Source organism: Vibrio diazotrophicus (assembly GCF_038452265.1).
GTDB lineage: Bacteria > Pseudomonadota > Gammaproteobacteria > Enterobacterales > Vibrionaceae > Vibrio > Vibrio diazotrophicus.
In genome coordinates this window covers 900,866-917,083 of the sequence record NZ_CP151842.1, presented here as the reverse complement: position 1 = coordinate 917,083, position 16,218 = coordinate 900,866, and the positions used below count along the sequence as shown (strand labels likewise).

The window sequence follows — 16,218 nt, the reverse complement described above, 5'->3', positions numbered from 1 at the left end:
GCATTTTCACAATAAAAACTGCGGATTTATTAGGAAATAATATTTACTTCGCTTGTTCTGTAGCCAACGTCTTACAAAGCAAAAAGCCTCCGCATATAGCGAAGGCTTTCATTTCAGCTAAAGAATTTTATCTATTATGGCAGTTTCACGCCAGATAGATCTTCAGTCGCGCTGATTGCTTTCATTTCGCCCGCAACGATTTCCGCTAGTGGACCTAGGATAACTTGAAGGTTGTTTTCGCCAAGCTTAACCACACCTTTAGCACCTAGTTTCTTCAATACAGCTTCGTCAGCTACTGAACGATCTTTCAGTGTTAGACGTAGACGTGTAATACAAGCATCGATAGTGGTTAGGTTTTCGTGACCACCTAGAGCTTTTAGGTATTGGCGCGCTAGATCACTCTTGTCTCCACTTGAGCTAGAAGGTGCTGCAACAGCTTCATCATCATCTTCACGACCTGGTGACTTCAAGTTGAAAGTACGGATTGCGAATGTGAATGTGAAGAAGTATAGAGCGAAGAACGCTAGACCAATGATAAGTAGAGTTACAGGTTTAGTTGCTAGACCCCAGTTTAGTGCGAAGTCGATTAGACCAGCAGAGAAACCAAAGCCGTGTAGCGTACCAAACATGTTAGCAACAACTAGAGCTAGACCAGTAAACACTGCGTGCATTGCATATAGTGCTGGTGCTAGGAACACAAACATGAACTCTAGAGGTTCTGTGATACCTGTTAGGAATGAACAGAATGCTACAGAGAACAATGCACCACCAACTTGATGACGTTTCTCTACAGGTGCTGCAAAGTACATAGCTAAAGCTGCACCAGGTAGACCGAACATCATGATTGGGAAGAAGCCATTCATGAATACACCAGCGCTCTTATCGCCACCGAAGAAACGGTGTAGGTCGCCAGATTTCATTGTTTCAGTCACTTCTTTAACAACAGCTGTGATCTCAGGATTCACTGCATTTTGGAAGTTAAATGTGTGCTCTTGACCAACCACTAGAGCTTTAGCAATAGATGGATCTACACATAATTTTTGTAATGCAGGTAGTGCTTGACCAGCCGCTTGCGCACCCGTTACAACGATTTCTTGACACGTACCCATACCGAACCAGAAGTATGAGTTAAGCACGTGGTGCAAACCAACAGGAATTAGAGCACGGTTAAGAGTACCGTAAACAAACTGACCTACTGAACCAGAAGTTGATACTGCGTGAGCTAGAGTATCAAGACCACCTTGGATGCTTGGCCATACAACACCAGAGATTGCACCTGCAACCAGTGCAAACAGACCTGCCATAATAGGTACAAGACGCTTACCAGAGAAGAACGCTAACCATTCTGGAAGACGAGTAGCGTGAAAAGCGTTATAAGCGTGACCCGCGATGATACCTGCAAAAATACCGCCGAAGAACGACATGTTAATTGAAGGATCAATTGTTTTTGCTGTTGCTGTCAGTACGAAGTATGCAACTGCACCAGCTAGACCAGCAGCACCAGAACCGTCTTTAGAAAGACCGATTGCGATACCAAGGCCGAATAGAAGAGGTAGTTGCCCAAAAATCGCACCACCAGCTTCTGCCATAAATGGAATGTCTAGTAGGTCGCCCTGACCTAGACGTAATAAGATCGCTGCAACAGGTAGCGTTGCGATAGGTAGCATCAATGCTTTACCTAACTTTTGCGCATATCCAAGAATATTCACCGTAAGTTCCCCCTATAGGATTTTATAAATATCGGCAAACTTATTTTAGTCGCCCAATTTAGTCATAATCAGTGTATGACAATAATTTTGCTCCGCAAATTAAAAGCTCATCAATTGTGACCGTAATCACCTCAGAGCAGCATAATTCGAGGTTTTTGCTAGCGAGATCATAAAACTTATTTTACAATATAAAAAAACATGAATTTAACGGTACTATTCGGCTAATAAATAAGTGATGTAATGTCTTATAGCAAAAGAGATTGTAGCTGCTAATAAACCTATTTTCCGGTGACAAAACCAGAACAAAAATAGTACCGAATAATCAGCTTGAAGCACCATTTGAGTGACCGCTGAGCACAAAGATATTTCGCGATTTGATAAAAGTTAGCAAAGAGTCCCGTTCGTACCATACTCTTTAGAGACCATATCAGCTTATCGCTCCTAAAATTATAGAATGTCTATCGACGAGGATTCGTTAATTATGTACGCACTAACTAACTGTAAAGTATACACAGGCAGCGATGTACTAACTGGCCATGCTGTTGTCATTAATGCTGATACAATTCACGCTATTATCCCTGAAGAAAATCTTCCGAGTGACATAGAGCGCAAAGATCTCAATGGTGCAAACCTAAGCCCGGGTTTTATTGACTTACAACTCAATGGCTGTGGTGGCGTTATGTTCAACGATGAAATAACGGCAGATACAATCCATACGATGCACCAAGCTAACCTTAAATCAGGCTGTACAAGCTTCTTACCCACTCTCATCACATCCTCTGATGAAAACATGCGTCAAGCTATCGCGGCAGAGCGTGACTACCGCCAAAAGTACAGCCACCATTCTTTAGGTCTTCACCTAGAAGGACCTTATTTGAATATCGAAAGAAAAGGTATTCATAGCGTTGACTTTATTCGTGAATCGGATGAAGCAATGATCGATTTCATGTGTCAGAACAGTGATGTCATTACTAAAGTAACGTTGGCGCCAGAAAACAATAATCCTCAACATATTGAAAAACTGGCGCAAGCAGGCATTGTGGTATCAATTGGTCACACAAACGCCACCTATCAAGAAGCTCGTAAAGGTTTTGAAGCAGGTATTACTTTCGCAACGCATTTGTTTAATGCAATGACACCAATGCAAGGCCGTGAGCCTGGTGTTGTTGGTGCTATCTTTGACACACCAGAAGTCTATGCCGGTATTATTGCTGATGGTTTCCACGTGGATTACGCAAACATCCGTATCGCGCATAAAATCAAGGGCGAAAAGCTCGTATTAGTGACAGATGCCACAGCTCCTGCAGGCGCGGAGATGGATTACTTTATTTTTGTCGGTAAGAAAGTATATTACCGAGATGGCAAGTGTATCGATGAAAACGGCACACTTGGTGGCTCAGCCCTTACAATGATTGAAGCAGTTCAAAATACGGTTGAGCATGTCGGCATCGCTTTAGATGAAGCACTGAGAATGGCTACTTTGTATCCAGCAAAAGCAATTGGGGTTGACCATAAATTGGGTCGTATTAAGAACGGCATGATTGCCAACCTGACTGTTTTTGACCGTGACTTCAATGTAAAAGCGACTGTGGTTAACGGACAATACGAGCATAAGTAATAATGAATGGCGGACAAATAGGTAACGTAGATTTAGTCAAGCAGCTGAACAGCGCTGCAGTATATCGTTTAATAGACCAGCAAGGTCCTATTTCTCGAATCCAGGTTGCCGATGTGAGTCAGCTTGCTCCAGCAAGTGTGACAAAAATAACCCGCCAACTTCTAGAGCGCGGCCTTATCAAAGAGGTCGCCCAACAAGCTTCCACAGGAGGTCGAAGAGCAATATCTTTGACCACTGAAGTGGCTCCGTTTCACTCTATTGCAGTACGCCTAGGACGCGACTACATTCAGTTCAGTCTATTTGACTTGGGAGCGAAAGAGATCGCTTCGGATTTTCAAGAGTTTCTCTATACCAGTCAGACTGAGTTGGTGGATGGCCTTCTCAAATATCTTAAAGATTTCACTAATCAACATACCTCTTCTATTAACCAGCTCATCGCGATTGGTATCGCTTTACCAGGTTTGGTTAACCCAGAAACTGGTGTTGTTGAATATATGCCAAATGTCAAAATTGATGCTTTACCGCTCGGTGAAATCATCAAAGACAATTTCCACGTAGAATGTTTTGTTGGTAACGATGTTAGAGGAATGGCATTGGCTGAACACTATTTTGGTGTCAGTCAGGATTGTCAGGATTCAATATTGGTCAGTGTTCACCGAGGTACAGGTGCGGGCATCATAGTCAATGGACAAGTATTCTTAGGCTTCAATCGCAACGTGGGTGAAATTGGCCATATACAAATCGATCCATTGGGTGACCAATGTCAATGTGGCAATTTTGGTTGCTTAGAAACCGTTGCAGCAAACCCTGCGATCGTCAATCGCGTGAATAAACTCATATCTCAAGGTTATGAATCAAGCCTATCGAAAGTCGATGGTATTACGATTCATGACATATGTGAGCACGCCAATAACGGCGATGAACTTTCGCAACAAGCTTTAGTGCGTGTCGGGAATCAATTAGGTAAAGCGATTGCGATTACCATTAACTTGTTTAACCCGCAAAAAATCATTATTGCTGGCGCGATTACAGAAGCAAAAGACACTCTGTTCCCAGCAATTCAACGAAATGTAGAGAATCAGTCTCTCAAATCGTTCCATACTAACTTACCCATTGAAGCTTCACTGTTAGATAAACAACCAACATTAAGCGCCTTTGCAATGATCAAGCGAGCAATGCTGAATGGTGTATTGTTACAAAAACTTCTGGAAGATTAAGACTTATCCACATTGGTATAAGCAACTGATTACCCTATAATACGAGGCTGCGTCTATTAATTAGACACAGCCTTTTTATTTCTGGGAAGCAAATATTACCAATGGAAATTATTCTAATTACAACAGCATTTATCGCTGGTTTTATTGCGCTAAAGTGCAATCTCCCTCCCCTTGTGGGCTTTCTTATCGCCGGCTTTGCGTTACACGCTTTTGGCTTTGAATCAAACGAGACTATCTCCGTTTTGGCCGACCTCGGGGTTACGCTACTGTTGTTTACTATCGGTTTGAAGCTGGATATCAAAACACTGCTGGCAAAAGAAATCTGGGCAGGGGCAACGATACATAATCTATTATCAACAGCAGTATTTAGTATTGTTCTTATTGGTTTCAAATACCTAGGATTAGACAGTCTCGCACTCGTTTCAATCTCAAGCATTATTTTACTTGGTTTTGCACTCTCCTTTTCAAGTACCGTTTTTGCCGTAAAATCTCTTCAAGAAAAGGGAGAAATGAATGCTACCTATGGCACCATCGCCATCGGTATTCTTGTTATGCAAGATATCTTTGCCGTCATTTTCTTAACGGTTTCAACAGGTAAAATTCCAGAGTGGTATGCACTTGCTCTTTTCCTGCTCCCATTGATACGTCCTTTGTTTTTCAAAGTACTTGATTGGGTTGGACATGGTGAAATGCTCGTTTTGGCGGGGATTTTCTTTGCTTTAGTTGTGGGGGCAGGCTTATTTGAGTTCGTTGGCATGAAGCCGGATTTAGGCGCCCTCATTTTAGGCATGATGTTAGCAGGACACAATAAGGCTTCAGAGCTCTCAAAATCACTGTTTAATATGAAAGAGTTGTTCTTGGTCTGCTTCTTCTTGAACATTGGTTTATCAGAACAACCGACTGTCACAGGCTTCTTACTCTCACTATTATTACTCCTGTTGCTTCCTCTCAAAGGCGTGTTGTACTTCTTAGTGTTAAACAAGTTCCGCTTCCGTGTCCGTACGTCATTGCTCGCAACCATTTCTCTGTTCAACTTCAGTGAGTTTGGCCTGATCGTTGGAGGACTGGCATTTAAAATGGGCTGGTTATCAGGGGACATACTTGTCGCCTTAGCCATTTCGGTTCCCCTATCCTTTATAGTCACTGCTCCAATTGTGCGTAAAGGACACGAGATCTACCATTACTCAGCTCATTGGTTAAAAGAGCAAACCGCCGAACGAATAAATATCAGAGATAGGTTTATCAATCCGGGCAGCTCTCAACTGATCATTCTTGGAATGGGACGTATCGGCACTGGTGCTTACGATGAGTTCCATTCACGCTATGGCAATATCTGTTTAGGCGTTGAGCTAAGAGAAGATACGGCTCAGGAGCACAGAAACGAAGGTCGAAACGTGATCTCTGGAGATGCCACCGACCCCGACTTTTGGGAAAGGATACTAGATACTGGTAACGTTAAAATGGTGCTGTTAGCAATGCCACACCATCAGGCGAACCAGATCGCTCTAGAGCAGTTGAAAAAGCGCTCATTCAACGGACAAATTGCAGCTATTGCAGAATATCCAGATCAGTTAGATAACCTTCTCGAAAAAGGCGCGCACGCAGCATTTAACATCTATCGAGAAGCCGGCTCTGGTTTTGCTCGCCATGTCTGTGAACAACTGAAGCCTGAATTTGTAAAACACTAGCCTTAATCCATTCATCCACTTAAAGAAAAAGAGCACCAAGTGCTCTTTTTTTATTCCAAGCGGTGTTTTTTTCATCATTATTTAAACCCCATCCACCAAAACAAACCTTTTGATAAATTAAATTCACTCATAGCAAGTTTATTTAAACTATTTACCAATCATGGGTTGTTTTTTTTAATCAAAATGGCAAATTGGAGTCATCTGATTAAAACTCGTTTACTAAGGGAAGTTGTATGTGTTCTATCTTTGGCATCTTGGACATCAAAAGTGATGCGGCTGCGCTACGCCCAGTAGCATTGGAAATGTCGAAAAAACTCCGCCACCGTGGTCCTGATTGGTCCGGTATCTATGCATCTGACAAAGCTATTCTGGCACACGAGCGTTTGGCTATTGTTGGTCTAAATAGTGGAGCACAACCTCTATACAGCCCTGATAAGAAACTTATCCTTGCAGTAAACGGTGAGATTTATAACCACAAAGAAATTCGTGCTCGTTACGAAGGTAAATACGAGTTCCAAACAGACTCAGATTGCGAGGTAATCTTGGCACTATACCAAGACAAAGGCGCGGATCTTCTTGAAGAACTCAACGGTATCTTTGCTTTCGTTCTTTACGATGAAGAGAAAGACGAGTACTTGGTAGGTCGTGACCACATCGGTATTATCCCGCTATACCAAGGTCAAGATGAGCACGGCAACTACTACGTTGCTTCTGAAATGAAAGCGCTGGTTCCTGTATGTAAGACCCTGAGCGAGTTCCCTCCAGGTAGCTACTACAGTTCTCAAGACAAAGAGCCAACGCGTTACTACGTGCGAGACTGGAACGAATATGCAGCGGTAAGTGGTAACACTACGAGCAAAGAAGAACTGACAGCTGCACTAGAAGCTGCTGTTAAGCGTCAATTAATGACAGACGTACCATATGGTGTTCTTCTGTCTGGTGGCTTGGATTCATCCATCACTTCAGCCGTAGCGAAACGTTATGCTGCGATGCGTATCGAAGATGATGAAAAATCTGAAGCTTGGTGGCCACAACTTCACTCATTCGCAGTAGGTCTTGAAGGTGCACCGGATCTTAAAGCAGCACGAGAAGTGGCTGAGAAAATCGGTACAGTTCACCACGAGATGACTTACACCATTCAAGAAGGTCTTGATGCAATTCGTGATGTGATTTACCACATTGAAACCTACGATGTCACAACCATCCGTGCTTCTACCCCAATGTATCTCATGGGCCGTAAGATCAAAGCAATGGGTATTAAAATGGTTCTTTCTGGTGAAGGTGCAGATGAAATCTTTGGTGGCTATTTATATTTCCACAAAGCACCAAACGCTCAAGAGTTCCATGAAGAAACCGTTCGTAAGCTGCTTGCACTAAACATGTTTGACTGTGCTCGTGCAAACAAATCGCTTGCTGCATGGGGTGTAGAAGGTCGAGTACCATTTCTAGACAAAGAATTTATCGATGTAGCTATGCGCTTAAACCCTGCCGATAAAATGTGTGGCAACGGCAAGATGGAAAAACACATTCTACGCGAGTGTTTTGAACACTATCTGCCTGAATCCATCGCATGGCGTCAGAAAGAGCAATTCTCTGATGGTGTAGGCTACAGTTGGATTGACACGCTAAAAGCAACTGCCGAAGCGAAAGTAACCGATCAACAAATGGAAACCGCGCAATACCGTTTCCCATACAACACGCCAACAACCAAAGAAGGCTATGTGTATCGTGAAATTTTTGAGGAGTTGTTCCCTCTAGAGTCAGCGGCTCAATGTGTTCCGGGTGGTCCTTCAGTGGCATGTTCTTCTGCAAAAGCAGTTGAATGGGACGAATCATTCAAAAACTGTATCGACCCATCAGGCCGTGCAGTCAAAGCGGTTCACAACGAAGCTTACTAAGCTTCAAGAAAGACAAAAGGCGCCTAGAGCGCCTTTTTGTTGTATGAACATGCTGAGTAACTTTACTTAAGATCTAAATCTTTGTTATCAATACTCATCACTACTGGTTGGTTGATGAGTTTAATCAGCATTAATGATCGAGTTTCCCCATCCGATTCTTGATAAATGGCTTCTATTCCGGAAAATTGACCGCCTGTCACTTTCATAACTTGTCCTTGCGTAGGTACTTTAGACGCAGTCAAACTTTGCTCACTGGTATCCATCTGTTTAAGTTCATAAATCAGATCACCCTGTAACTCTTTAGGTTGACTACCAAAGCGGACAAAATCAGCCACTCCTCGAGTTGATCGAACCGTGGTAAAAGTGGGGCCTGCTTCAAAATCAAAACGGACGAACATATAACAAGGAAAAAGCGGTTCTTTCACTGATTGACGCTTTCCTCGCATGATTTTTTCTATCGTGACTTCCGGGTAATAACACTCAACGCCTTGATTTTCCAGATGAGCTTTCGCTCTAAGCTGCTCACCTCGTTTACAATAAAGTAGATACCAACGTTTCATATTCTTAACCAATAATTTTTTTGGCAATGCTATCACTATGACTATGTATAGTCATGATTAAAGACGCAAACAATCACATCTCCTCTCTCAGTTGACGAGATAACAAGCACTACTCCTGACTAAATAGACCCCAGCGTAAAATTAGTTTTCACAAATGATAGCTTTTTCAAATATCCTGAATTAATAACACCAACCAGAGCGAAAGCCCAACAAACACACTAATTTACAAAATTAAATCATTTGAAATATCTTAATGACCAATGTATATCTATCGGCCACTAAAAATATAATGATGACTTTAGTATCTAATATGCAAAACCAACAACAAATTTTTGGTCACCCACGTGGCTTATTCCTTTTATTTAGCACAGAGCTTTGGGAACGTTTCTCCTACTATGCAATGAGAGCGATTCTAGTTCTTTACTTGACTGACGCGACTCTTAACGGAGGTATGGGTTGGTCAACAAAAGACGCTCTCGATCTTTACGGTATCTATACTGGCTTGGTATACATCACTCCACTTATCGGCGGCTACCTAGCGGATAACTATCTTGGTCAACGCCGTTCAATTCTGATCGGTGGTGCATTGATGGCGATTGGTCAGTTCACCCTAGCAATACCAGCTGAGGCGATTGGTATTTCACCAATGCACTCTTTTTACCTTGGTCTTGCACTACTGATTGCTGGTAACGGCCTGTTTAAGCCAAATATTTCGACAATGGTTGGTGACTTATACCAAGAAGGCGACCATCGTCGTGATGGTGCTTTTACCATTTTCTATATGGGTATCAACATTGGTGCTCTACTTGCTGGTGTTGTCGCAGGCTCAGTAACAAACTCTTTCGGTTGGAAAGCAGGTTTTGTCGCGGCGGGTATCGGCATGCTTATCAGTTTAGTAATGCAAATCTCTCTTGCTCAATCTTGGCTTGGTGATATCGGTAGAGTGCCAGCTGCTAAACGCGCAATGGAAAAAAACAAGTCTCAGACTAAGCAGCCGCTTACGAAAGAAGAATTTGACCGTATTAAAGTCATCTTAATCATGAGTCTGTTTACCATTGTGTTCTGGGCTGGCTTTGAACAAGCCGGTGGTCTGATGAACATCTACACCCAGCAATACACCGATCGTATGATTGGTAGCTTTGAAATACCTGCGGCTTGGTTCCAATCACTTAACCCATTCTTTATTATTACTCTAGCGCCCGTACTGGCTGTTTTCTGGGTAAAACTGGGCAAACGTGAACCTAACTCTCCCGTTAAATTTGCTCTTGCGATGTTCTTCTTAGCGCTTGGGTTCCTATGTATGGTTGGTGCGGTACTGCAACAAGGCGGAGACACCACAGTTAAAACATCGATGCTTTGGTTAGTCGGTGCATTTTTCTTCCATACCTTGGGCGAACTGTGTTTATCTCCAATCGGTTTATCACTAGTAACTAAGCTGGCTCCACTACGTCTTGCATCATTAATGATGGGAGCATGGTTTGGTTGTAACGCGATTGCAAACTACGTTGCTGGCTACGTTGGCTCTCATGTAGGTGAGTTAGGCGCAATGGCCATCTTCAGTGGTATTGCGGTTACTGCAACTGTCTCTGGTGTCATTCTACTGCTGTTTGCAAACAAGCTAGTATTTTGGATGCACGGAGCAGAAGGCTACGTTGAGACTAAAGCTGACGAGAAGCAAGCTGAAGTACAACCGGCTTAATACTGTTTGAATAGTAAAAAGGACCACTTAATGTGGTCCTTTTTGTTTCTCGAAACATTCGAACTTAGTTCGTTACAAGTGCTTTCATCATCTCAATGTGAGCATCATCTGCATTCAGACATGGAATGTAATTAAACGTCTCGCCACCAGCTTCTATAAACAGCGCTTTGTTTTCTCCTGCTATTTCCTCAAGAGTTTCCAAACAATCGACAGAAAATGCCGGACAGATGATATCAAGCTTCTTAACGCCCTTTTCAGGCAGTGATTCCATCGTTTTGTCGGTGTATGGCTGTAACCACTCTTCCTTACCAAACTGAGATTGGTAGGTCATCAGTACTTTTTCTTCAGCTAACCCCAGCTCTTTTGCAAGAAGGCGAGTTGTTTCTTCACAATGCAGAGGATAAACATCACCATTATCGGCGTATCGCTTAGGAATACCGTGGTAGGAACAAACCAATAAGTCTCCTTGACCATTTTGTTCCCATGATGCGCGAACGCTGCTCGCAAGCGCTTGTATGTAGAGAGGATGACTGTAGTAATCACGGACAAACGTAAGCTGAGGCATAGTTGGGATACCTTTTATCGCTTTTGCCAGCGCATCAAACACAGCAGCTGTCGTTGACGATGAATACTGAGGATATAACGGAAGAACAGTAACCTCTTCAACGCCTTGTTGCAGAAGTTTATCTAAGCCACTACTTAGGCTTGGTTCGCCGTAAGTCATTCCTAACTCAACAGGAATATCCAGCAATGATTGCAGCTTGTCACGTTGTTGCTGTGAGTACACCATCAAAGGTGAGCCACCATCAAACCATATCGACTGATACAGCTTTGCTACTTTAGGAGAGCGAATCGGAAGAATGATTCCGTGCAGAAGCGGACACCACAACCAGCGACTCATATCGACAACACGTTTGTCATGAAGAAATTCAGCCAAAAAGCGCTTAACTTCAACGGCTGTGGGAGCTTGAGGTGTACCTAAGTTGGCTAACAAGACACCTTGTTTTTTTATAGTTTTCATAGCGTCCTTTTGTCTATTTCTAGTATTCCGGCTTAAGACTTAAAGAAAATGGGTGTATACCCCAATTAACTTGAGATGCATTTACTCGAATGTACGTAGCTAACACAGCTGTAGCTTCAAGTCGTTTGGGTATAAAAAAAGCGACCTTTCGGCCGCTTAACTATAACAAAATTATTAAAAATTTTGATAATAGGTATTATCTATTAAGCTAATGCTTTTTCGATATCAGCACTAACTTCAGCAACTTGCTTAGTACCGTCAAATTTCAGGTATTTAGTGTTACCCGCTGCAGCTTCTTTACCGTAGTACTCGATAAGTGGCGCTGTTTGGTTGTGGTATACACCTAGACGTGCACGTACTGTTTCTTCTTTATCGTCATCACGAACAACAAGATCTTCACCAGTTACGTCATCTTTACCTTCAACTTTTGGCGGGTTGTACACTACGTGGTAAGTACGGCCAGAAGCAAGGTGAGCACGACGACCAGCCATACGCTCAACGATTACATCGTCAGCTACGTCAAATTCAATCACGTAGTCAACATCGATACCCATTTCTTTTAGGCCATCAGCCTGAGGGATAGTGCGTGGAAAACCGTCCAACAAGAAGCCTTTCTCGCAATCATCTTGCGCAATACGCTCTTTGATTAGACCAAGAATGATTTCATCAGAAACTAGCTGACCAGCATCGATAACAGATTTAGCTTGTTTACCAAGTTCTGTACCTGCTTTGATAGCGGCACGTAGCATGTCACCAGTAGAGATTTGTGGAATACCGAACTTCTCCATGATGAATTGAGCCTGTGTACCTTTACCAGCACCTGGAGCACCTAGAAGAATGATGCGCATGTTTAATCCTCTTTAGAAAATAATATTTATACCGAAGCTCACTATATCCTTTAGGGCAAGATCCTCTTTAGGAACATCCTTGATAGGGGAACGGTAAGTTTCGGTATAACAGTTGATACAGCTAGCGAATGCAAGCTGGCGTGCAAAATACACGCGTTGATAACCATATTCAAGCTTCGCATTCTATCACATAAATTTGTCTCTCAGGCGAATCTAAGACTAAAGAATGCAACTAGGCACTCAAACCTCGAGCTTGTTTAACACAAATCGACACAAATAAACGACGTTAGCTCACTTTTCAATAAAAAAGCCCGCATTTCGCGAGCTTTTTGTTCATTAAGATTATTAAACCTTAGTCAGAAGTTTGTTCATAGCCGTCAAGAACTGAGAAGGATCAGCCATAGAGCCGCGCTCAGCCAACATTGCTTGACCCAGTAACACTTCCACCCAGCGTCCAAATGCTTCTTCATCTGGCTCGTCAGACATCATCTTAACCAAAGCGTGGTCAGGATTGATCTCGAAGATGTACTTAACTTCTGGCACAGCCTGACCGGCCGCTTCCAAAAGCTTCGCCATTTGCGTACCCATTTCGAAATCATCTGTTACAACAACCGCAGGAGTAGTCGCAAGTTTGAATGTTGTGCGCACATCTTTCACTCGGTCACCCAAGTAGCCTTTAATACGCTCCACAACTGACTTGAACTCTTGTTCCGTCTCTTTATGCTTCTCTTTTTCTGCTTCGTCTTCGAACTTACTTAGGTCTAGACCCGCTTTAGTGATTGACTGGAACTGCTTACCATCAAACTCTGTTAGGTAGTTCATCAACCACTCATCAATGCGATCGTACATCAGAATAACTTCGATACCCTTAGACTTAAACTGTTCTAAGTGTGGGCTATTCTTAGCTGCCGCATAGCTGTCCGCCGTCAAGTAGTAGATTTTGTCTTGACCTTCTTTCATGCGTTCAACATAAGAAGCAAGGCCAATAGTTTGCTCTGAAGAATCCACTTCTGTCGAAGCAAAACGCAGTAGGCCGGCAATTTTCTCTTTATTTGCCATGTCCTCAGCAGGGCCTTCTTTCATCACAAGACCAAACTGCTTCCAGAAAGACTGATATTTATCGGCATCATTACTTGCCATACGTTCAAGCATAGTAAGTACACGCTTAGTACATGCATTACGTAAAGATTGAGTAACCTTGTTATCTTGCAGGATTTCGCGTGAAACGTTTAGCGGCAGATCATTTGAATCTATCAAACCACGAACAAAACGTAGGTAAGACGGCATAAATTGCTCTGCGTCATCCATGATAAACACACGTTGGACGTACAGTTTCAGACCGGACTTATGGTCTCGGTTCATCATGTCCCAAGGCGCTTTAGAAGGAATATACAACAAGCTGGTGTAATCGTTCTTACCTTCAACCTTATTGTGGCTCCAAACGAGTGGTTCAGCGAAATCATGAGATACATGTCTGTAGAACTCTTGATACTCTTCATCTGTGATATCAGATTTGCTGCGAGTCCAAAGTGCTTGCGCCTTGTTGATTTGTTCCCACTTCTTGTTGCCTGTCTCTTTACCTTCGTCATCACGCTCTTCAGTCTGAATAAAGACGGGAATACCGATATGATCAGAGTATTTTGAAATCACATCGCGAAGACGCCATTCAGAAAGGAACTCTTCACCTTCTTCGCGAAGATGAAGAATGATATCCGTACCACGACTTGCCTTTTCAATCGACTCTACCGTGTACTCACCTTCACCTTTCGAATGCCATTGAACCGCTTCACTACTTGCTACTCCAGCAGCACGAGTGCGAACCGTTACCGCATCAGCAACAATAAATGCAGAGTAAAAACCAACACCGAATTGACCGATCAACTGAGAATCTTTGGTTTGCTCTTCAGAAAGCTTAGAGAAAAACTCCGCCGTACCGGATTTCGCGATAGTACCTAAATGCTCAATCACGTTCTCGCGAGTCATACCGATACCGTTATCAGAGATCGTTATCGTTTTTGTCTCTTTATCGAATGACAGTTTAACGCCAAGATCTGCATCTCCTTGGTAAAGATCTGGATTTGATAATGCTTGAAAACGCAACTTATCTGCAGCATCTGAAGCATTAGAAATCAACTCACGTAGGAAGATCTCTTTGTTTGAATACAAAGAGTGAATCATAAGATGAAGTAGTTGCTTCACTTCCGATTGAAAACCACGTGTTTCTTTATTTGCTGTCGTTGTTTCGCTCATTTTAGCTCCATAACATCACATTAGAGATTTCCAGTCACATTGCACAAAAATTAGCCAGACCAGAAAGATAACCAATTTGCTAAATAAGTAGGGTCGGCGAATGTAAATTCAAGGTCAGCATGGCAAAAAAACACTGTTTTTTTTATTTTTATTGATTATGCTTGGCACAGTTTTATATCAAGGAAGATAAATATTCATTGCAGTCTTAACTCCTCCTTAACTCGTTAGCATGGAAACTATCCTCCAGTTAGCCGTGATTTAAGACTCTAAAAATAAATGAAGAAGATATCGATGACGGGCATAGGCAATAAATTTCTTCTCGGAGACAGATTTACTTTCGATTCAATCAGCAACACTCTGATTGATAATATTTTTGACGATGAACTTGTTCGTTTGGGCAGCAATGAAAGTCGAATACTACTTCTATTCTGCCAGCGCCCAAATGAAGTCGTTTCTCGTAACGAACTGTATGATTTCGTCTGGAGAGAACAAGGCTTTGAAGTAGATGATTCCAGCTTAACTCAAGCTATCTCTACCCTGCGTAAACAGCTTAAGGATTCCACTAAGTCGCCACAGTTTGTGAAAACTGTGCCTAAGCGTGGGTATCAATTAATTTCAACAGTCACAGATATTTCCGAGTTCGACGTAAGTACTGATGTCAACGAACCAGAAAATCTTGAGTGGGATGGACAAGAAAACCGTAGTGATGTTTCAGATCAAGCTGCTCAGCTTGAAGTTGCAACACACATGGAGACAGACAACAGTGTGTCTCATGATGACGAAGTAACTACAGCTGCACAGCAACCTGTTACGCCTAAGCAATCGATTGATCTAGTGACTAAGCTGTTGTTCTTATTCTCAGTGCTGCTACCAATATTTGCAGTGATGTTTACTAATCCTACTCAGTCCGAATTCAGAAGGCTCGCGAGCTATCAAGGTGTCGTGGTAGACACGCCCCAAAACCACCCTGACATAACGGAATGGTTACCTTCTATCGAACTGTGTATCAATCAATACATAACCCTGTACCAAGGCGAATTTGCTCTCGATAAAGTTATTGCAACTGGCGGATACAATGATGTGCTGACTTTGAATTACATCCATAAACCTGAGTATTCATCAGCCAACATCACGTTAAAAATTGTGGCGAATCAAGATGAAATAAACAAAGTTTGCCAGCGAGGTAAGTCATCATGATTAGAAGAATTGCGGTAGTGATGAGCATTGTTTCAGTAGCATTCAGCAGTTGGCTCTATTGGGGAAGTGATTTAAAAATTGAACAGGAATTATCTTCAAGAGAGTGGCAATCAGAAACGGTCACTTTGATTGAGAACACAACCACTCATCAGCCTATAGGCCCATTACGTCGCGTCGATATTTCTTCAAATGTGAAATATTTACCTAACGGTACCTATGTGCGTGTGTCTAATGTAATTTTATATGCAAACAATGATGACCCGCAGAACATCATGAATATCTCGGAAACAGGTAAGTGGGATGTCAGCGATAACTATTTATTGGTTTCGCCAACTAAGTTTAGGAATGTTTCACAAAGCCAGAACCAAGAATTCACCAAAGAAGAACTTGAATTGGCAACGCAGTTTTTCAAAATGGAAGCTCAGCAAAGCCGACGTGTTGATATTGTCAATAACAAGACTTTGCTGCTAACAAGCTTGAACCACGGTTCAACCGTACTGTTCAGCAACTAAG

The 16,218-nt window shown here is 42.5% G+C and carries 12 protein-coding genes; 7 read left to right on the top strand and 5 right to left on the bottom strand.

Going from position 1 to position 16,218, the window contains the following annotated elements; genetic code table 11:
• Positions 1–134: 134 nt before the first annotated feature.
• Positions 135–1,709, bottom strand: a complete 1,575-nt coding sequence (gene nagE / locus AAGA51_RS04190) for an N-acetylglucosamine-specific PTS transporter subunit IIBC (protein ID WP_042486339.1) — start codon at positions 1,707–1,709, stop codon at positions 135–137.
• Between the two features lie 481 nt (positions 1,710–2,190).
• Between nagE and nagA the strand changes: the two genes are divergently transcribed.
• From nagA to asnB, 4 genes are all read left to right on the top strand, one after another.
• Positions 2,191–3,327: an N-acetylglucosamine-6-phosphate deacetylase gene (gene nagA, locus AAGA51_RS04185; protein WP_042486342.1), complete on the top strand. Its 1,137-nt coding sequence runs from the start codon at positions 2,191–2,193 to the stop codon at positions 3,325–3,327.
• A 2-nt stretch (positions 3,328–3,329) separates the two neighbouring features.
• Positions 3,330–4,544, top strand: a complete 1,215-nt coding sequence (gene nagC, locus AAGA51_RS04180) for a DNA-binding transcriptional regulator NagC (protein ID WP_042486345.1) — start codon at positions 3,330–3,332, stop codon at positions 4,542–4,544.
• Between the two features lie 101 nt (positions 4,545–4,645).
• Positions 4,646–6,232: a cation:proton antiporter family protein gene (locus AAGA51_RS04175; RefSeq protein WP_042486349.1), complete on the top strand. Its 1,587-nt coding sequence runs from the start codon at positions 4,646–4,648 to the stop codon at positions 6,230–6,232.
• Between the two features lie 233 nt (positions 6,233–6,465).
• Positions 6,466–8,130, top strand: coding sequence for an asparagine synthase B (asnB, locus tag AAGA51_RS04170; RefSeq protein ID WP_042486352.1), 1,665 nt, complete (start codon positions 6,466–6,468; stop codon positions 8,128–8,130).
• A 62-nt stretch (positions 8,131–8,192) separates the two neighbouring features.
• On the opposite strand, the gene rfaH is transcribed toward asnB, so the two are convergent.
• Positions 8,193–8,690, bottom strand: coding sequence for a transcription/translation regulatory transformer protein RfaH (gene rfaH, locus AAGA51_RS04165; protein WP_042486358.1), 498 nt, complete (start codon positions 8,688–8,690; stop codon positions 8,193–8,195).
• Positions 8,691–9,000: 310 nt separating this feature from the next.
• On the opposite strand from rfaH, the gene AAGA51_RS04160 reads away from it, so the two are divergent.
• A complete protein-coding gene (locus AAGA51_RS04160; protein WP_042486373.1) occupies positions 9,001–10,389 on the top strand; it encodes a peptide MFS transporter in 1,389 nt (462 codons plus the stop codon).
• Between the two features lie 64 nt (positions 10,390–10,453).
• On the opposite strand, the gene hemH is transcribed toward AAGA51_RS04160, so the two are convergent.
• From hemH to htpG, 3 genes are all read right to left on the bottom strand, one after another.
• Positions 10,454–11,410 carry a ferrochelatase gene (hemH, locus tag AAGA51_RS04155; RefSeq protein WP_042486375.1) on the bottom strand — a complete coding sequence of 319 codons (957 nt, stop codon included), beginning with the start codon at positions 11,408–11,410 and terminating at the stop codon, positions 10,454–10,456.
• A 203-nt stretch (positions 11,411–11,613) separates the two neighbouring features.
• Positions 11,614–12,258, bottom strand: coding sequence for an adenylate kinase (gene adk, locus AAGA51_RS04150; RefSeq protein ID WP_042486378.1), 645 nt, complete (start codon positions 12,256–12,258; stop codon positions 11,614–11,616).
• Positions 12,259–12,603: 345 nt separating this feature from the next.
• Positions 12,604–14,508: a molecular chaperone HtpG gene (gene htpG / locus AAGA51_RS04145; RefSeq protein WP_042486382.1), complete on the bottom strand. Its 1,905-nt coding sequence runs from the start codon at positions 14,506–14,508 to the stop codon at positions 12,604–12,606.
• 291 nt (positions 14,509–14,799) lie between these two features.
• On the opposite strand from htpG, the gene AAGA51_RS04140 reads away from it, so the two are divergent.
• Positions 14,800–15,705 carry a transcriptional regulator gene (locus AAGA51_RS04140; protein ID WP_042486383.1) on the top strand — a complete coding sequence of 302 codons (906 nt, stop codon included), beginning with the start codon at positions 14,800–14,802 and terminating at the stop codon, positions 15,703–15,705.
• On the top strand, positions 15,702–16,217 hold the full coding sequence (locus AAGA51_RS04135; RefSeq protein WP_042486386.1) for a regulatory protein ToxS: 516 nt from the start codon (positions 15,702–15,704) through the stop codon (positions 16,215–16,217). Before AAGA51_RS04140 ends, AAGA51_RS04135 begins: the two co-directional genes overlap by 4 nt.
• Position 16,218 lies beyond the last annotated feature (1 nt).